The organism is Pyrinomonas methylaliphatogenes, from assembly GCF_000820845.2.
GTDB lineage: Bacteria > Acidobacteriota > Blastocatellia > Pyrinomonadales > Pyrinomonadaceae > Pyrinomonas > Pyrinomonas methylaliphatogenes.
The window spans coordinates 277,928-295,117 of the sequence record NZ_CBXV010000002.1 but is presented as its reverse complement, the minus strand read 5'-3'; the positions used below and the strand labels follow the sequence as shown (position 1 = coordinate 295,117).

Annotated in this window: 14 protein-coding genes; 12 read left to right on the top strand and 2 right to left on the bottom strand. The window is 61.8% G+C overall.

The genetic code is table 11. The features are described 5' to 3' along the window. Positions 1-24 precede the first annotated feature (24 nt). Positions 25-1,218, top strand: a complete 1,194-nt coding sequence (locus PYK22_RS16280; protein WP_157770630.1) for a hypothetical protein — start codon at positions 25-27, stop codon at positions 1,216-1,218. A 20-nt stretch (positions 1,219-1,238) separates the two neighbouring features. Further along, positions 1,239-3,059 carry a glycoside hydrolase family 3 protein gene (locus tag PYK22_RS02945; RefSeq protein WP_162199779.1) on the top strand — a complete coding sequence of 607 codons (1,821 nt, stop codon included), beginning with the start codon at positions 1,239-1,241 and terminating at the stop codon, positions 3,057-3,059. A 23-nt stretch (positions 3,060-3,082) separates the two neighbouring features. On the opposite strand, the gene PYK22_RS02940 is transcribed toward PYK22_RS02945, so the two are convergent. Beyond that, on the bottom strand, positions 3,083-3,460 hold the full coding sequence (locus PYK22_RS02940) for a hypothetical protein (RefSeq protein ID WP_041974122.1): 378 nt from the start codon (positions 3,458-3,460) through the stop codon (positions 3,083-3,085). Between the two features lie 379 nt (positions 3,461-3,839). Between PYK22_RS02940 and PYK22_RS02935 the strand changes: the two genes are divergently transcribed. The 8 genes from PYK22_RS02935 (at position 3,840) to PYK22_RS02900 (ending at position 13,001) form a co-directional block, all read left to right on the top strand. Next, positions 3,840-6,017, top strand: coding sequence for a hydantoinase/oxoprolinase family protein (locus PYK22_RS02935; protein ID WP_211197598.1), 2,178 nt, complete (start codon positions 3,840-3,842; stop codon positions 6,015-6,017). A 73-nt stretch (positions 6,018-6,090) separates the two neighbouring features. Continuing rightward, a complete protein-coding gene (locus PYK22_RS02930; RefSeq protein ID WP_041974120.1) occupies positions 6,091-6,447 on the top strand; it encodes a hypothetical protein in 357 nt (118 codons plus the stop codon). A gap of 67 nt (positions 6,448-6,514) precedes the next feature. Continuing rightward, positions 6,515-7,486: an N-acetylglucosamine kinase gene (locus tag PYK22_RS02925; protein WP_041974117.1), complete on the top strand. Its 972-nt coding sequence runs from the start codon at positions 6,515-6,517 to the stop codon at positions 7,484-7,486. After that, positions 7,483-8,247 (top strand): N-acetylmannosamine-6-phosphate 2-epimerase, encoded by a 765-nt coding sequence (locus PYK22_RS02920; protein WP_041974115.1) that lies wholly within the window; start codon positions 7,483-7,485, stop codon positions 8,245-8,247. Before PYK22_RS02925 ends, PYK22_RS02920 begins: the two co-directional genes overlap by 4 nt. Positions 8,248-8,337: 90 nt before the next feature. Then, a complete protein-coding gene (locus tag PYK22_RS02915; protein WP_041974113.1) occupies positions 8,338-9,480 on the top strand; it encodes an acyltransferase family protein in 1,143 nt (380 codons plus the stop codon). A 258-nt stretch (positions 9,481-9,738) separates the two neighbouring features. Then, on the top strand, positions 9,739-11,571 hold the full coding sequence (locus tag PYK22_RS02910; RefSeq protein WP_041974111.1) for a sodium:solute symporter family protein: 1,833 nt from the start codon (positions 9,739-9,741) through the stop codon (positions 11,569-11,571). 10 nt (positions 11,572-11,581) lie between these two features. After that, positions 11,582-12,448 carry an endonuclease/exonuclease/phosphatase family protein gene (locus PYK22_RS02905; protein WP_060635268.1) on the top strand — a complete coding sequence of 289 codons (867 nt, stop codon included), beginning with the start codon at positions 11,582-11,584 and terminating at the stop codon, positions 12,446-12,448. Between the two features lie 298 nt (positions 12,449-12,746). After that, entirely contained in the window at positions 12,747-13,001 is a 255-nt protein-coding gene (locus PYK22_RS02900) for a hypothetical protein (RefSeq protein WP_041974109.1), read from the top strand. Positions 13,002-13,251: 250 nt separating this feature from the next. Here the strand turns inward: PYK22_RS02900 and PYK22_RS02895 are convergent, their stop codons facing one another. Next, on the bottom strand, positions 13,252-14,946 hold the full coding sequence (locus PYK22_RS02895; RefSeq protein WP_211197597.1) for an N-acyl-D-amino-acid deacylase family protein: 1,695 nt from the start codon (positions 14,944-14,946) through the stop codon (positions 13,252-13,254). Positions 14,947-15,133: 187 nt separating this feature from the next. On the opposite strand from PYK22_RS02895, the gene PYK22_RS02890 reads away from it, so the two are divergent. Together PYK22_RS02890 and PYK22_RS02885 are read left to right on the top strand one after the other, a co-directional pair. Next, the gene (locus PYK22_RS02890; protein ID WP_157770629.1) at positions 15,134-15,301 is read left to right on the top strand and encodes a hypothetical protein; all 168 of its coding nucleotides are present in this window, start codon (positions 15,134-15,136) and stop codon (positions 15,299-15,301) included. Between the two features lie 86 nt (positions 15,302-15,387). Then, positions 15,388-16,890: a UDP-N-acetylmuramoyl-L-alanyl-D-glutamate--2,6-diaminopimelate ligase gene (locus tag PYK22_RS02885; RefSeq protein ID WP_041974105.1), complete on the top strand. Its 1,503-nt coding sequence runs from the start codon at positions 15,388-15,390 to the stop codon at positions 16,888-16,890. Positions 16,891-17,190: the final 300 nt, after the last annotated feature.

Below are 17,190 nucleotides of genomic sequence, written 5' to 3'. Positions count from 1 at the left end.
ATTTCCGTGAAAGGTGATGACAAGATGAGCAGAACGCCTGATCGACTCTCGCCTGCGGTTCGTTTCGCCGCATGCCTTCCCGTAGCTTTCTCCATCATTTTCGGCGTTGCGCTTGGGCAGAAGGCTAAAGAGTTCATCTTCGCGCCGGACGGGGCGAGCTATCCCATCAGCGGCAGGGACATCTTACGGCGCGATGACCAATTGGTCATCTACACTCCCGAAAAATACCGCAAGGATCCGCCTAACGCTTCCGGCGTAGATGTTTACATCGTGGGCGGCAAGGTGGTCGAAGTGCGCGACCGGGCGCGAGCCGTTCATCTCGAGTACAAGGCTGATCCCGGACCGATCAGCGTCGGCAAAGATGGCTTCGTCTTGAGCGCACATGGCGCGGCGCGCCGCTGGGTCATCGCGCACCTGAAAGTCGGCGATGCGGTCAAGTTTTCGAGCGAGGCCGCAGCGTCTGCGGCAAGCGACGCGGAGATATCTCCTGTCCCAGAGCTTCCGTGCTTTCCGGGGGCTTATTACCGCAAAGCGGTTTCGAGTTTCGATCGCTGGACCGGCATCATCGGCATCATCAGACTGGGCCAGCCGCAAACCGATCCTTCGCGTCTCGATCCGAAGGACGGTCAGCCGCTCGACAACTTCTCCGTTTACATGGGCGGGCGCGCCGGCGAGCAGGAGATAGACGCTGGGCTGACGTGGTCCTTTTCGGTCGATGAGAACGGCAAACGGAGCGCCGTGCGCGACGCTTGGCATCCGTTCTGGCGCAACGAGCGTTGGGCAGAAGCGCCAGCACAGCGCGAATTCTACTGGCGGCCCGGCGATGTGGTGGCGATGGCCGTGCTGGTCGCCGGTCCGGGAAAGCTGCGCTTGGTCGTCGCCGATGCCGGTCCGCAACCGAAGCGCGTTTTTCAAACCGAATTCGACGCGCGCGGGTTTCAACCGCGCGTGGCGCGCCAGTTCAAACGGGTCAACGCCATCGATCAAAGGTACAATGAAGGCAAGCCCGCGCAACCGACCGAGGCGCAGGTGGCCGGCGCCGAGTGGTTGGAGGTCTATTTGCTGCGCGGTGAAGGGGCGAACGCCGTGCGTCTGCCGATGACGCGCGCGCGCATGACCGACATGCGCTGCCCGTCGCCGGAACATGTGCGCGTCACGCCGACGGACGAAGCGCGCGGTGGGGAGAAGATAGACATCTGGGGTAAACCGAAGGGGTAATGATGAGAAGAGGAAGGGCGATGATTCGCGCAAGGCGGCGCGAGGCGATGGTCCAAAAGGGTTTCGACAGGGCGATGACGTTCAGAAGGATCTTGGTCGGATTCTTGGTCCTTGTCCTTTTGCTCGATGTCGTGCCGCTGGTGGCACACAGAGAAGCGGATGCGCGCGGCGAGAATGAGTGGGTTGAGACCACATTGCGCAGCCTCTCTTTGCGCGAGAAGATCGGTCAGATGATCGTCGTCGCCGCGTCGAGCGAATTCATGAATTTCGCCAGCGAGCGGTTCGCCGAGGTGCGCAAGCAGATCGAACAGAACCGCGTCGGCGGCTTCATCGTCCGCGGCGGCAGCCCCAACGAAGTCGCCGCATTGACCAACGAGATGCAGCGCCTTTCCAAGCTTCCGCTGCTGATTGCTGCCGATTATGAGCGCGGCTTGCGCATGCAGATGAAGAACGGCACGCCGTTTACGACCAACATGGGCGTGGCGGCGACGGGCGACGTTCAGGCGGCGTATCGCCAAGGGCGCATCATCGCCGAAGAGATGCGCGCCATCGGCGTCAACTGGCTCTACGCGCCGGTCGCCGACATCAACAACAATCCCGACAATCCCGTGATCAACATCCGCAGTTTCGGCGCTGATCCGCAACAGGTCGCGCGCTTCGTCGCCGCTTTCGTCCGCGGCGTGCGCGATGGCGGCGCGCTTGCCACAGCCAAGCACTTCCCCGGTCACGGCGATACGGCGACCGATTCGCACATCGGGTTGGCGACGATCGAGGTTGACCGCGCGCGACTCGATCGCATGGAACTCGTGCCGTTTCGCGCGGCCATCGCCGCAGGCGTCGATGCCGTCATGACAGCGCACGTCGCTTTGCCGAAGATCACGGGCGACCGTCACCCGGCGACGCTCTCGCCGCAGATGACGACCGATCTTCTCCGGCGCGAGCTGAAGTTCGATGGCATCATCGTCACCGATTCGCTCGGCATGGGCGCGATCACGAAGAATTATCCCGGACCGGATGCTGCCGTGCGTGCCATCAAAGCCGGGGCCGACGTAGCGCTCCTTCCGCCCGATCCGACGGCGGCGATCAAGGCGATCGAAGAGGCCGTGCGGCGCGGCGAGATTACAGAAGCGCGGATCGACGATTCGGTTCGCCGTCTGTTGCGCGCCAAATACCGCTTGGGACTGGTCCAGAACAGGATGGTCGATCTGAGCGCCGTCAATCGGCTCGTGGAGAAGCCGGAGAACGTTCAAGAGGCGCGGCGCGTCGCCGAGCGTTCCATGACGCTTCTACGAAACGAAGGCGGATTGCTTCCGCTGGCCCAGTCGCGCGCCGCTAGCGCGCTCTACGTCGTCGTCGCCGCCGACGATGACCCAGAAGAGGGCCGGACGCTGATCCCGCAGATCGAGCGGCGCGTCAAGGGGGCGCGGATCCTCAAGGCCGATCCGCGCACGACCGAGGCTGAATATGCGCAGATGATCGAAGAGGCGAAGCGCGCCGAGAACATCATCATCGCACCGTTCGTCAAACGCGCTGCGCTCAAAGGGACGGTCGCGCTGCCCGACCGGCAGACAGATTTCATCCGACAGCTTCTCGCGCTCGGCAAACGGACGGCGATCGTCGCCTTCGGTAGCCCCTACCTGATCCGCCAGTTCCCGGAAGCGCCCGTGTACATGGCCGCCTACGCCATCGAGGACGTAGCGCAGGAAGCCGCCGCGCGGGCGATCTTCGGCGAAGTCGAGATCGCCGGGCGGCTGCCCGTCGGCATCCCCGGCATGTTCGAGATCGGCGCCGGGCTGCGGGCGCAACCGCTGGATGCGAGAGCCGAAAAAGCTCGGAAGTGAACGAGATGCCGGATGTCGATGGCTCAACGTTGCGGCGGCACGGGTTTGAAAAAGGCTTCGAGTTGACGTTCAATGCGATCGAGACGCTGTTCAATGGAAGCGATGCGCTGCTCAAAGCGTTGTTCGAGCGAGTTGATGCGGTGTTCGAGCGAGTTGATGCGTTGCTCGAGCGAACCTATGCGTTGTTCGAGTGAACCTATGCGTTGTTCGAGCGAATCTATGCGCTGGTCCAGACGTTTGATCTCGGAGCGAATCTCGACCAATAACGTGTCGAAGCGCGCATCGAAGCGCTTCTCCATCTGTTCGAGGAACCGTTCCGTGGCGCGTTGGTTCAGCCATGTCGCCCCGAAGACGGAGAGGATGATGCTGATCACCGATGCGATGACCAGTTCGGGACTCATACGCAGTTTGCATCGTAGCACAACGACGCACGATCGCCAACGGGGACGCTTAACACCCAAGCTTGCATCGTAGCACGGCAGCATACGGTCGCCGACGAAGATGCAAACGCTGCGGGCCGATTCCGTAAGGCTTCCGGTGCTGCGCCATCGGCAGGCGTTGAAAGCGGCGCTGAACGGACGGCGCGTCTCAAAGCGACACGCTAGAGGGCGCGTGGAGAAGAGCAGCCATCGCTCGAGTAGCCGTTCCCGAATAAACGCGCGGGCGCGTGGGGGAGAGAGGAACGGTCATCGCTTCCCAAGTCGAGAGAAGACAAGGGAACCGTGATCACGTCTTGAGTCGAGCGAGCGTCGGATCATGTGTGCGGAGCGCAACGGGAAGATGGCAGACGAAGCGCGAGCGATGCGGCGGCGCGTGCGCGTCGGCATCGATGTCGGCGGCACGTTCACGGATACCGTGGTCATCGATCACGAGACGCGCGAGGTCATCGGGCAGTTAAAGGTTCCGACGACGCATCATGCGCCCGAGGGCGTCGCGCGCGGCATCATCGAAGCGATCGAGCGCGTGCTGGTGGAACTCCGCGTCGCGCCGGAAGAGGTCATCTTCATCGCTCACTCGACGACGCAGGCGACCAACGCGCTTCTGGAAGGCGATGTCGCGCCGGTCGGCATCGTCGGTTTGGGAGGCGGTCTCGAGGCGTGGAAAGCGCGGCGCGACACGCGCGTTCCGCCTATCGAGCTTGCGCCCGGAAAGACGCTGCGGCCCGAACATCGGTTCGTTCGAACCGCCAACGGCATCAGCGCCGCGCAGGCGAGCGCCATCATTGAGAGTTTGCGCCACAGCGGCGCGCGCGTCATCGTCGCGTCGCAAGCTTTCGGCGTTGATCATCCCGAAAACGAAGAGCGCGTAGTCGAGGTGGCGCGCGCACTGGGCTTGTTTGCCACTTCCGGCCACGAAGTCTCCGGACTGTACGGGCTGAGGACGCGCACGCGCACCGCCGTTTTGAACGGCTCCATTCTGCCGAAGATGGTCGAGACGGCGGAGATGACCGCGCGTTGCGTCGAGCGCGCGCGCATCGGCGCGCCGCTCATGATCATGCGTTCGGATGGCGGCGTGATGAGCGTCGAAGAGGTCCACCGTCGCCCGATCCTGACGATGCTTTCCGGTCCGGCTGCCGGAATCGCTGGCGCGTTGATGTACGAGCGCGTGTCCGACGGCATCTTCATCGAAGTCGGCGGAACGAGCGCCGACATCTCCGTGATCCGCGACGGCCAGCCGCAAGTGCGTCCGGCGCGCGTCGGCGGCCATCGGACTTTTCTGAACACGCTCGACGTGCGCACGCTCGGCATTGCCGGCGGCAGTCTGATACGCGAGCGACGCGGCGAGATCGTCGATGTTGGGCCTCGTTCGGCGCACATCGCCGGTCTGCCTTACGCGGCGTTCGCCGATCCGAAAGAGTTGATCGGCGCGAAGCTCGTTCACCTGCGCCCAACGCCCGAAGATGCGGAAGATTACGTCGCCGTGGAAACGCGCGATGGTCGAAGATTGGCGCTGACGCCGACTTGCGCTGCGAACCTCCTCGGGATCATCCCCGAAGGCGCGTTCGCGCGCGGCGATGTGGAGGCGGCACGATTGGCTTTCGGCCCACTCGCGGCGGCCTTGAGCGCGAGCGAGGAAGAGGTCGCGCGGCGCGTGCTCGAACTCTCCTGCCGGAAAGTCGCACGACAGATCGAAGAGTTGATCGCCGAATACAAACTCGAACGCGCGACGGTGGAGCTTGTTGGCGGGGGAGGCGGCGCTGCGGCGCTCGTGCCCTTCACAGCGCGCCTGATGAATCTGCCTTTTCGCCTCGCGCGCAAAGCGGAAGTGATCTCGACCATCGGAGTGGCACTGGCGATGGTGCGCGACACGGTCGAAAGGAACATCGTCGATCCGACGCCCGAGGACATCTTGCAAGTGCGCCGCGAGGCGGCGGAAGCGGCCATCAAGGCGGGTGCGCTCCCCGAAACGGTGGAAGTTCAGGTCGAGGTTGACACCCGAAGGAATCTGGTGCGCGCCATCGCTTTCGGCACGACCGAATTGAAGAAGAATGATCGCGCGGCGGCGGCGCTCGATGTCGAAGCGTGCCGTCTGTCGGCTGCACGTTCGATGCAGATCCAGCCTTCGCTGGTCCAGCTGGCGGCGCAAACAGACTCCTTTCGCGTCTTCGTCGCCGAACGGCGCGAGCCCGCGCTGTTCGGCTTGTGGCGAAAGAGACGCAAGCTGGTGCGCGTGCTGGATCACACGGGCGTGGTCCGGTTGCAAAGGAGCGATGCGGAAATCATCCGTTCGCGCGTCGGCGCGGTGGCGCGCGATCTCGAAGAGGCGATCGCGCGGTTGACCGATTTCGGCGATGCTGGGCGTTCAATCCCCGATACGCACATTCTTGCGCGCGCGCGTATCATCGACCTTTCAGGATTGGCCGATGCCGAACAGGTCATCGCGCTGGCGCGCGCAGAGCTTGAAGGTTTCGCCGAAGGCGAAGAGTTGGTGATCATCGCCGCGCAGCGCGAACGCTGATCCGTCTCGGCCCTTGAAAGTTCGCCGCGCGAAAAAGGCGCGAGATTCGAGCGAACTTGAGTGACGATTGCAGATGAGCTTGGCCGAGAGAGCTATCGAGGAGTTTGGGACGCGCGATGTCCATGAGATGGCGCGGCGCGCGGGCGTGCGCATAGTCTTTGAAAGGTGGCCGCTCGTCAGCGTCGGCGAGTGCGAGACCGGGCTAATTCGCGTAAACCAGACGGCGCTCGAACGCGCGTCGGAAGATGCCGGCTGGTTCTCGCGCGAAGGGCTCGAACGCCTCATCATCGCGCACGAACTCGGTCATCTGCTTGCCGCGAAGTGGGTGGAGGGCGAAGATCATTCGGAAGCTCTGGTCCATGATTTCGTCCGCGAGCTTTTGGATCTGCCGTTCGCTCCGACCGAGTGCGAGCGATTGTGGAAGCGTTGATCCGAAGGTTCAATCGAACGACGATGCGGACGTGAGCGGCGAAGAGTGAGTTCGAATGAAGGGTGACATGGGCGAGCGACTCTTTCTTGGCGTAGATGGTGGACAGAGCCACACCGAAGCGGTCGTCGCCGATGAGCGCGGTCGAATTCGCGGGCGCGGGCGCGGTGGGCCAGCGAATCACGCCGAGCAGCCGGGCGGGCGCGAACGTCTGGCACGGGCCGTCGGCGAAAGCGTCGGCGCGGCGCTTCGAGAGGCAGGGCTTGCCACCGAAGTCTCCGAAGTGGAGTTCGACGCCGCGCATTGCGCCATGACCGGCGGCGCGGATTTCAAAGAAGAAGTGATCCGTTCCATCGTGCGAGCGCGCCGTCTCAGCATCGGGCATGACGCGCCGGCGGCGCTTGCTGGCGCGACCGGTGGCGAACCCGGCATCGTCGTCATCGCGGGCACGGGATCGGTCGCATATGGCGAAAACGGTCTCGACCGGTCAGCGCAAGCGGGCGGTTGGGGCTATCTGCTCGGCGACGAGGGGAGCGGTTATTGGATTGCGATGGAAGGTTTGAGATGCGCGCTTCGCGCGGTGGACGGAGTCGGGGATTCGACCGAGCTTGGCACGCGCGCGCTGCGCCACTTCGACCTAAAAGACTTCCGCGAACTTGCGCGCGCCGTTTATGCTGGCCGGATAGACCGCGATCGTTTGGCGACGTTCGCCATCGAAGTGGAACGAGCGGCCAGAGAGGGCGATGCTTCGGCGCGCCGGATCATCGCGGAGGCGGCGATGTGGTTGTGCCGTTTAGTCATCGCCGTCGCAAAGCGGCTCAGCGTCGAGAGCGTCAAAGTGGCTGCGGTCGGCGGCGCTTTCCGCAGCCTCTCGTTGCGTGAGGAGTTCGCGCAGCGGGTGGCCCAGCATCTTCCCCTGGCGCGCGTCATCGCTCCGCGTTTCGATCCAGCCGTAGGCGCGCTTCTCCTCGCCTATGGCGCGGCGGGCGTCGATTTGACGGAAGAGATCCTCTCTAATTTGGAAAAGGAGTCTGGGCGATGAAAAGCCTTGAAGAGAGACGCGCGAACGTGTTGGCGCGCTGGCGCGGCGGCTTGATCGTTTCTTGCCAAGCTGCCGCCGGTTCGCCGCTTGCGCGTCCGGAGATCATCGCGGCTCTGGCCCTCACTGCCGAGTTGAACGGCGCCGTCGGCGTGCGTATAGATGGTCCAGCGAACGTCGCCGCCGTGCGGCGCGTCATCTCCATTCCGATCCTCGGCATCGAAAAGGTCATTTACGGTGGGTTCGATGTCTACATCACGCCCACGTTCGCGGCGGCGGCGCGCGTCGTCCGAAGCGGCGCTGATTTGGTCGCGCTCGATGGCACGCTTCGCCCTCGCCCGCAGGGGGAGACTTTGCCGAAGATCATCCGGCGCGTGCGCGAAGAGTTGCAGACGCCCGTGGTCGCCGATGTCGCCACCGAAGCTGAAGGTTTGGCGGCGGGCGAAGAGTACGGCGCGGACTTCATCAGCACGACGCTTTCGGGATACACTGCGGAGACGCGCGATAAGAGCGGACCGGACTTCGAGTTGGTCGAACGGTTGAGCAAACGTCTGGCACACGTGCCGATCATTTGCGAAGGGCGCGTGCGCGATCCCGAGGATGTGCGCCGCGCTTTCGATTGCGGCGCGTTCGCCGTCTGCGTCGGTACGGCGATCACCGGCGTAGACTGGTTGGTGCGCCAGTATGTCGCCGCGACGCCGGTCGCGAAAGAGCGCCGCGAAGCGGCGATTGCAGAGCGCGCCGCCGATCCGAACGGCGAATGACAGATCAATCCTTTATTGACAAAGCGGCGGTACCGGCGTAGATCATGGGCGAACGAAGCTCGAAAAGTTCCTCCTCGAAAGGAGGCGTGCATGAGTCAGAAGAACAAAACTGGACCAGTGGCCGGACACTTGGGCGGGCGCATGCTCTCGCTCGATGTCTTTCGCGGCATCACCATCGCCGGCATGATCTTGGTTAACAATCCGGGCACGTGGAGCGCCGTCTATCCGCCGCTCAAACACGCCGAGTGGCACGGTTGGACGCCGACCGATCTGATCTTCCCGTTCTTCCTGTTCATCGTCGGCGTGGCGATCACGCTCGCTTTCGCGCGGCGCATGGAAGCGGGCGGAAGCAAACGTGACCTTTACTGGAAGATCTTCCGCCGCACGGCGATCATCTTCGCGTTGGGGCTGTTCATCAACGGCTTCCCGTATTTCGATCTGGCGAAGATACGCATTCCGGGCGTATTGCAACGCATCGCCGTCTGCTACTTCTTCGCCTCGCTCGTCTTTTTGTGGACCGGCTGGCGCGGGCAAGCGATCGCCGCTGCCGCGCTCCTTGTCGCTTACTGGGCGCTGATGATGCTCGTGCCCGTCCCCGGATACGGCGCGGGCGATCTCAGCCAGCAAGGCAATCTGGCGGCATACATCGACCGCGCGCTTCTCGCCGGTCACACCTACACGCCCGTTTACGATCCAGAAGGCATCCTAAGCACGCTTCCGGCGATCGCGACGACGCTCTTCGGCGTGCTTGCGGGCCACTGGTTGCGCGCCGATCGCTCGCCGTTTGAAAAAGCGGTTGGGCTGTTCGCGTTTGGCATGATCGGCGTCGTTTTGGGCTGGGTCTGGAACTGGTGGTTTCCGATCAACAAACCGCTCTGGACCAGTTCGTACGTGCTCTTTACGGGCGGGTTGGCGCTACAGTTCCTCGCTTTCTGCTACTGGTTGATCGACATCAAAGGTTATCGTAAGTGGAGCAAACCGTTCGTCATCTTCGGCGTCAACGCGCTCGCCGTCTTCGTACTATCGGCCATATTGGGCAGGCTCATGACGCTGTGGAGGATCCCGCGCGCCGATGGTTCGATGGGAAATTTGAAGACTTTCATCTATGATCATCTCTTCGCTTCATGGGCGCAGCCCGTCAACGCTTCGCTCATGTTCGCGATCTTTTACGTGCTCTTCTGGCTCGGCGTGATGGCGATTCTTTATCGCAAGCGTATCATCATCAAAGTTTGAAGCAAGGGAGAGAACGGAGCAAAGGTTCAGGATTCAGAAGTCAGCTAGCCCGAGGGAAATTCTCTTCGGGCGACCCTTGAGGCTCTTTCGACCGAGTGAACGGGGCGCTTCTCGATTCGCATTTTCGCACCGTCTGAGAGACGATGCGGCGGAAGTTCTTGATCCTGAATTTGGGGGATGTGTTCCGCATCGTCTTCTGGCGCGCTGTGGGCGCTCTTAAAACTTTTCTGATTCTGTGTTCCCGCACGGAGAGATCGCATGAGACTCGTTACAGTTGATTGGTTGATCATCGCCGCTTATTTCGCGCTTTCGCTCGTCATCGGGCTCTACTACGCGCGGCGCGCAGGGCGTTCGACCGAAGAGTATTTCCTCTCGGATCGTTCGATGCCGTGGTGGTTAGCCGGAACTTCAATGGTTGCGACGACGTTTGCTGCCGATACGCCGCTTGCTGTGACCGAGATGGTCGCGCGCAACGGCGTGGCGGGCAACTGGCTCTGGTGGTCCATGTTGGCGAGCGGCATGTTGACGGTCTTCTTCTTCGCGCGACTGTGGCGGCGCGCCGAAGTGATGACCGATGTCGAATTCGTCGAGCTTCGCTATTCGGGCCGGCCTGCCGCGTTCTTGCGCGGCTTTCGCGCGCTTTACCTAGGGCTTCCGATCAACTTGATCATCATGGGCTGGGTCAATCTCGGCATGGCCAAGGTCTTGAGCGGCACGCTCGGGCTGGCCAAATGGCAAGCGCTCGGATTGTGCCTCGGCGTCACGTTCCTCTACTCGATCCTTTCGGGTTTCTGGGGCGTCGTCATCACCGATGCCGTGCAGTTCGTCATCGCGATGGTCGGTTCGATCGCGCTCGCCGTCTTCGCCGTCGAAGCGGTCGGCGGCATCGAAGGGTTGAAGGCGAAGATCGCGACGGTTACGCCGGTCGGGAGCGCGGAGCCTTTCGGGCCGAAAGCGATCAGCCTCTGGAGCGATGGTTCCATGGCGTGGATGTTGCCGCCGTTGACGCTCGCGGTCTATCTGGCGGTCAACTGGTGGGCCTCTTGGTATCCTGGGGCGGAGCCGGGCGGCGGCGGTTACATCGCGCAGCGGATCTTTTCGGCGAAGAACGAAAAGCATGGCCTGCTCGCGACGCTCTGGTTCAACATCGCGCACTACGCCTTGCGTCCGTGGCCGTGGATTCTGGTCGCGCTCTCGTCGCTCGTGCTCTATCGCGGCGCGACCCTGAATCCTGAAACGGGCCAACCCGACGCGGCTTTCGGTTACGTACAGGCGATGAACGACTTGCTGCCTGTAGGCTTTCGCGGATTGTTGCTCGCTTCGTTCGCTGCCGCCTACATGAGCACGATCTCGACGCAGATGAACTGGGGGGCGAGCTACATCATCAACGATTTCTACCGTCGCTTCGTGAAGAAGGATGGAACCGAGCGCCATTACGTCTTCGCCTCGCGCGTGGCGACGTTCATCACCGTCATCCTTTCGATCATCGTCACGTACTACATGAATCGTATTACAGGCGGTTGGGAGTTGGTGCTCTCGCTCGGCGCAGGTACAGGGCTGGTCTACATCTTGCGCTGGTACTGGTGGCGGATCAACGCTTGGTCGGAAGTGGCGGCGATGGCTGCGGCGCTCGTCGTCTCGCTCGCGCTCCGTTATTTCGTGATTTTCGACAGCTCGACGCCGCTCGGCTTTGCGCAGTCGATTCTGACTACGGTTGGAGTTACGACCTTGGTTTGGCTGGCGGCGACGCTGTTGACCGCGCCGGAGCCGGAAGAGAAGCTGCGGGAGTTCTACCGGCGCGTGCGTCCGGCTGGTCCGGGCTGGAGGCGGATCGCGCGGCTCGAAGGCATGCCGGAGCGCAATGATGAGATCATCGCCAATCTCGCGAATTGGGCGCTCGGGATCGCGCTCGTCTATGCGACTCTCTTCGGCATCGGCGAACTAGTCTTCGGCGCGCTCGGCACAGCGACGTTGCTCTTCCTGTTGGCCGCCGCGTGCGGCGCGATGATGTTCTGGAACTTGAATCGCACTGGGTGGGCCGGTTTGGCTGAAACCGAACGGGCGCGCGCCGAATACGCGGCGCATGATTGAGAGGGCGTCCATGAGATTTCGGGAAGCGGTTATCTCCCGCGCGTCGAATTTCGGTCCTTGGCCCATCCGTTGCGCGTCGGGCGCGCTCTTTGAAAGCGCAAAACGCTGCGCGCTTGTTCTCATCCTCGCGCTTGCGGGTATCTCTTGCGCCGAAGCGCGCACCATTCGCGTCATGAGCTACAACATCCACGTCGGCATCGGGATGGACAAGAAGCTCGATCTTGCACGCATCGCCGCTGTGATCAAACGCGAACGAGCCGACATCGTCGGGTTGCAGGAGGTCGATCGCGGCGTCGAACGGACCGGGCGTGTGGACCAGATCGCGGAGCTAGCGCGCTTGACCGGAATGGATTACGCTTTCGCGCCGAACTTGCGTTATCAAGGCGGCTGGTACGGCGTCGCGATCCTTTCGCGCTTTCCAATCACGAGTTTCGAGCACCGGCGCTATCGCAACCTGCGCGAAGCCGAACGCCGAGGCTTTATTTGCGCCGAGATCTCCATCGGCAACGATCGCCTTCGTTTCATCACGACGCATCTCGATTATCAGTTCGCCGATGGTCGCCTCTTCGAAGCCGGACAACTGCTCGATGCGCTCGCGCATGTGACCGGTCCGCTGATCTTGACGGGAGATTTCAACGAAGGGCCAGATGGCGAGACCTACCGTTTGGTGACAAGCCGATTGACGGATGCTTGGATGTCAAGCGGGGCGAGTTCCGCCGGATCGACTTTCCCCGCTGACCGACCGGCGAAGCGTATCGATTACATCTTCTATTCTGGATTGGTAGGGCGACCTTTGCGAGCAAGGCGAGCGTGGGTCAGCGAAACGCTCGCTTCCGACCATCGTCCGCTTGTCGTCGAGTTCGAATTGGGCAGTTAAAGTCGTCAAGCGAGGCTCGCCCGTCGAGAGCGGACATCGCTCGCCTCGAAAGCGAGCGCCGAGCGCTTTCGCGCGCAGTTTGCCCGTCACGTGGGGCGTGGCGAAGTTGTCGCTCGGAACAAAAGCGCCACACCGCGCGATTGGGATCATCTGACTGAGCGCATCGGCAATCGGGCAAATCTCGCATCGAGCGCGCGCGGGCTTTTTGGTGCGCTTTTTGCTTGAGATGAGCGGTGAAGGGACTTCAAATTCATCCCTGATCTAGGGACAGAATCTTTTCGAGGAGAGGTTAAAAGCTATGAAACGCGCAATCTTGCACGGTGCCTTGTCGGTCATCGCGGCGCTCGGTCTGGTCGTCTCCGCCGCTCAGGCCCAGACTGCGGCGAAGAAAGCCAAGCCCTCGGCAGAGCATAAAGCTGCCGTGAAGAAGTGCAATGATGATTACAAGGCCGCTTTAAAGGAAGCGAAGACCAAGAAGGGCAAAGAGCGTAAAGACGCCATTCAGGCTGCCAAACAGGCGCGCAAGCAGTGCATTGCCAACGCTCCGGCTTAACCTGGCAGAGAGAGGGCAAATCTTGAAGGGCCGATGGCATTTCGGCCCTATTTTTATTTGCGGCACCGAGCCGAACGCGGTGCCGCTCGTCGCGAAGAATTGGACTTTCGCACGGACCGGGCGCGATTGACTCGCTCGCTGATGCGGAAGAGGTGACGAGTCGGAATCTGCCCGCCCTCATCCACTATGAGGAACGTGAGCGATCTCGACGTGGAATACGAAGAGGTGATGAGTCGGAATCTGCCCGCCCTCATCGCCCGTTTGCCGGATGGTGCCCTGGGCCGCGTAAGACCCGCCCCGCCAATACGCCGGTATGTTTACCTCCATCGACAACTATGCGCCCGTTGATGATGACGAAATCGATCCCTTCCGGATACTGGTTCGGATCCTCGAAAGTCGCGCGGTCGCGAACCCTCTCGGGATCAAAGATGACGACGTCAGCGAAGTAGCCTTCGCGCAGCAGCCCGCGATCGCGCAACCCTACGCGCGCCGCCGGAAGCCCTGTCATCTTATGGATCGCCTCTTCGAGCGAAAGAAGCTTCTCTTCGCGCACGTAGCGGGCGAGAACGCGCGGGTAGCTGCCCCAGCCGCGCGGGTGTGATTTCGAGCCGGAAAGAGGCCCGTCGATGGCGCGCGCGCCGCTATCGGTGCAGATCGAGACGAACGGCGCGCGCAAAGCGGCGCGCAGATCCTCTTCGCTCATCATGAAGTAGATCGCGCCCGTCTGCCCGCGGTCGGCGATGATGAAGTCAAAGAGGGCGTCGAGCGGATCCTTCCCTTGCTCGGCGGCGATCTCCGCGAGGCGTTTGCCTTGATACTTCTCGAGCGCCGGATTGACCACCGACCCGATGAGCACGCCGCTGGCGCCGCCGCTCCCCAAGTAGATGTTCTCCCAGTCGTTGGAGTCGGTCATGATCTCGCGCTTCAAACGTTCACGGGTCGGCGCGTCAGCGAGCCGCGCGAGCGTCTTTTCGATGCCACCTTCGAGCGCCCACGGCGGCAGACACGCTGTCAGAGAAGTGCTCGCCGCCGTGTACGGATAGACATCCGCCGTGATGTCCAGCCCGTTTCTTCTCGCTTGCTCGATGCGCCGCAAAATCTCCGGCATCCGACCCCAATTCTTCTTGTAGGCCGTTTTGAGGTGCCAGATTTCGACTGGGATCTGGGCGCGGCGCGCGATCTCGAAGACCTCTTCGAGCGAAGAATCTATCGCGTTGGCTTCGCTCCGCTGGTGCGTCGCGTAGATGCCGCCGTAAGAGCGCGCGACCTTCGCCAGTTCGACGATCTCGTCCGTCTTGGCGAAGCGGGCTGGAACGTACTGCAACGAAGTCGAAAGCCCGAGCGCGCCGTCGCGCATCGCTTCGGCGACGAGCTGTTTCATCCGTTCAAGCTCTGCCGGAGTCGGCGCGCGATTCTCGTAGCCGATGACGTACTCGCGCACTTGTGTGGCGCCGACGAACGTGCCGATGTTCAATCCGATCCTCTGCCGTTCGAGACGGCGGAAATATTCATCGAGCGTGCGCCAATCGACCTTGAGGTTGTAGCGCCGGTAGAAATCTTCGTTCTCGCGGATGATCCGCTCGTTCATCGGCGCGACCGATTCGCCTTCGCCGGTGATTTCGGTCGTCACGCCTTGCATCACCTTGCTCATCGCGCGCGGATCGATCAGCAGAAAGATCTCCGACTGGCCCAGCATGTCGATGAACCCAGGCGCCACGACCAGCCCGCGCGCCTCGATCACGCGACGCGCCCTCGCTTTATCGAGACGCCCGATGCGCGCGATGCGGTCGCCCTTGATGGCGACATCGGCGATGAATGAAGAGCGTCCCGTGCCATCGACGATGCGCCCATTGCGGATGATGATGTCATAATCGTTCTGGGCCAAAAGGACGTTCGGGTGCCCAAGCGAAGCGATCAGCATGAAGAAGAAGGCGAGCCGTTTCATTTTCCCCTGCCCACTGAGGCGATGAAGATACCAGCTCCAAGATTCTAAGCATAGCGGGCGAGCTGGTCGAGCGAATCGAAGCCCCGTAAAGCTCCGGCAGGCAAACGATATTTTGCCTGCCGGAACCTGGTTGATATACTCTTTCGAGCGCTCTGGACTCGAGCGATTTTCAGATGGAGAGGATGTGATGACGCAAACTCCGCCGCCCTATTTCCCGCAAAACCCATTATCGCCGCCGGATCCGAACTACTACCGCAAGGTCAAAATAGCCTTCTTCAGTTGCTTGGCGCTGGTCGTGCTGCTTGCCATCGGGGGGATCATCGGAGCCATCTATCTCATCGCGCGTTGGCTTTAAGTGGGCTTCGAATGCGCTAGCGGTCGCCCCTCTTCCGCGCCGCCCGAAAAGAGCGCGATGATTCTTCAGAGGAGACGTCTTCAAAGATGAACGCTTCGCTCTCTGGTGCGATGATTACGCTCGGCGAAGTGGCGCGCGCCGTCGAAGGAGAGTTGTGGGGGGATGCCGGTCTCGTCGTCGAAGACATAACGCATGATTCGCGCAGCGCCGGGCAGCGCAGCCTTTTCGTCGCCATTCAAGGGGAGAAGACCGATGGGCATCTTTTCATTCAACAGGCGCTCGAGCGCGGAGCGATTGGCGTTATTTCAGAACGAGGGCGGCCCGAAGGTTTTCGTGCGGCTTGGATACGTGTGAAGGATGCGCGCGTCGCGCTCGCAAAGGCCGCAGCGACCGTGCATCGCCACCCGTCGCGCGAATTGCGGCTGGTCGGAGTCACCGGAACGAACGGCAAGACGACGACCACCTATCTGGTTGCCAGCATCGCCGAAGCGGCGGGCGACCCGTGCGCCATGCTGAGCACGGTCGAATATCGCATCGGCGCGGAGCGCATCGCGGCAGAGCGCACGACGCTTGAAGCGAGCGATACGCAACGTTATTTGCGGCGCGCCGTGGAACGCGGCTGTCGAGCCGCCGTGATGGAGTGCTCCTCGATCGCCATCGAGCTCCACCGTTGCGATGAACTCAGATTCGAAGTCGCCGTCTTCACGAATCTCTCGCGCGATCATCTGGATTTTCACGGCACGATGGAGAACTATTGGGCCGCCAAACGGAAGTTGTTCACGGGACTTTCGGGCGGTCCACCGAAGAACTCGGTCGTCAACTTGGACGATGAACGCGGCGTGGAGCTGAAGCAAGAGTTGAGCAGGATGGGAAGGCGCGTCCTTGCCTATGCGATCGATCGTGAGGCGGATGTGGCAGCGCGCGATGTGAAATTGTCGCTCGAAGGCGTGCGCTTTACGCTTCACACGCCCGTCGGTGCGATCGAGGTCAAATCCCCGCTCGTCGGCGAACCACACGTTTACAACATCCTCGCTGCTGCCACGGTCGGACTGGCCCTCGGTTACACGTTGGAGCAGATCGCGCGCGGGATAGAGCTTTGCACAGGCGTGCCGGGAAGATTCGAGCGCGTCGAGGGCGGCAGAGGGTTCGCTGTAATCGTTGACTATGCGCACACAGACGATGCGTTGGCGCGCGTCCTCCGCACGGCGCGCGCGCTCGCTTCCGGGCGCATCATCCTCGTCTTCGGTTGCGGCGGTGATCGCGATCGCACGAAGCGCGCTCCGATGGGCCGGATCGCAGCGGAGCTCGCCGATGTGGTGATCGTCACTTCGGACAATCCGCGCAGTGAGGATCCTGAAAGGATCTTCGCCGATATAGAGGTGGGATTGCGCCAGATCGGTAGACCGTATGCCAAGATCGTCGATCGGCGCGAAGCGATCTTCCATGCCATCTCTCTTGCGCAAAGTGGTGATATTGTGCTAATTGCAGGGAAGGGACACGAGAATTATCAGATCGTCGGTTCGCAAAGGATCCATTTCGATGATCGTGAAGTAGCGCGCGAAGCCCTGGAGCAGCGTTACGGCAGTTGAATGATGCCGCTTCGAGTAATTCGAATTAGTTGTCGTCCTGTAGAAAAGTTCTAGATCGGCATCGCTCTTGGTAGCCGAATAGGTCTCGGCCCAGAGCGACGACGCTGCGCTGTCGGTCCACGTTACTAAAGGGCATTTCAAGGCGCTGATGTTTTCGAGCAAGCATGGTCCTGCATAGATCCCCGCATAGCGGGGGTTGGCAGGGCGTGCGGGAGAAGCCGGAGGGAAGTGTTTTCGATTTTGATGGATCGCTTTTTTGCGCTCTTCGAGCTTTTTGGCGAACGCGCGTCCCGTAGATTC

Excerpts from the sequence above, each read along its gene's own strand:
- PYK22_RS02905 (WP_060635268.1), top strand. The coding sequence starts at position 11,582 with ATGAGATTTCGGGAAGCGGTTATCTCCCGCGCGTCGAATTTCGGTCCT.
- PYK22_RS02895 (WP_211197597.1), bottom strand. The coding sequence starts at position 14,946 with ATGAAACGGCTCGCCTTCTTCTTCATGCTGATCGCTTCGCTTGGGCAC.
- PYK22_RS02930 (WP_041974120.1), top strand. The coding sequence starts at position 6,091 with ATGAGCTTGGCCGAGAGAGCTATCGAGGAGTTTGGGACGCGCGATGTC.
- PYK22_RS02900 (WP_041974109.1), top strand. The coding sequence starts at position 12,747 with ATGAAACGCGCAATCTTGCACGGTGCCTTGTCGGTCATCGCGGCGCTC.
- PYK22_RS02910 (WP_041974111.1), top strand. The coding sequence starts at position 9,739 with ATGAGACTCGTTACAGTTGATTGGTTGATCATCGCCGCTTATTTCGCG.
- PYK22_RS02920 (WP_041974115.1), top strand. The coding sequence starts at position 7,483 with ATGAAAAGCCTTGAAGAGAGACGCGCGAACGTGTTGGCGCGCTGGCGC.
- PYK22_RS02945 (WP_162199779.1), top strand. The coding sequence starts at position 1,239 with ATGATTCGCGCAAGGCGGCGCGAGGCGATGGTCCAAAAGGGTTTCGAC.
- PYK22_RS02885 (WP_041974105.1), top strand. The coding sequence starts at position 15,388 with ATGAACGCTTCGCTCTCTGGTGCGATGATTACGCTCGGCGAAGTGGCG.
- PYK22_RS16280 (WP_157770630.1), top strand. The coding sequence starts at position 25 with ATGAGCAGAACGCCTGATCGACTCTCGCCTGCGGTTCGTTTCGCCGCA.
- PYK22_RS02940 (WP_041974122.1), bottom strand. The coding sequence starts at position 3,460 with ATGAGTCCCGAACTGGTCATCGCATCGGTGATCAGCATCATCCTCTCC.
- PYK22_RS02935 (WP_211197598.1), top strand. The coding sequence starts at position 3,840 with ATGGCAGACGAAGCGCGAGCGATGCGGCGGCGCGTGCGCGTCGGCATC.
- PYK22_RS02890 (WP_157770629.1), top strand. The coding sequence starts at position 15,134 with ATGACGCAAACTCCGCCGCCCTATTTCCCGCAAAACCCATTATCGCCG.
- PYK22_RS02915 (WP_041974113.1), top strand. The coding sequence starts at position 8,338 with ATGAGTCAGAAGAACAAAACTGGACCAGTGGCCGGACACTTGGGCGGG.
- PYK22_RS02925 (WP_041974117.1), top strand. The coding sequence starts at position 6,515 with ATGGGCGAGCGACTCTTTCTTGGCGTAGATGGTGGACAGAGCCACACC.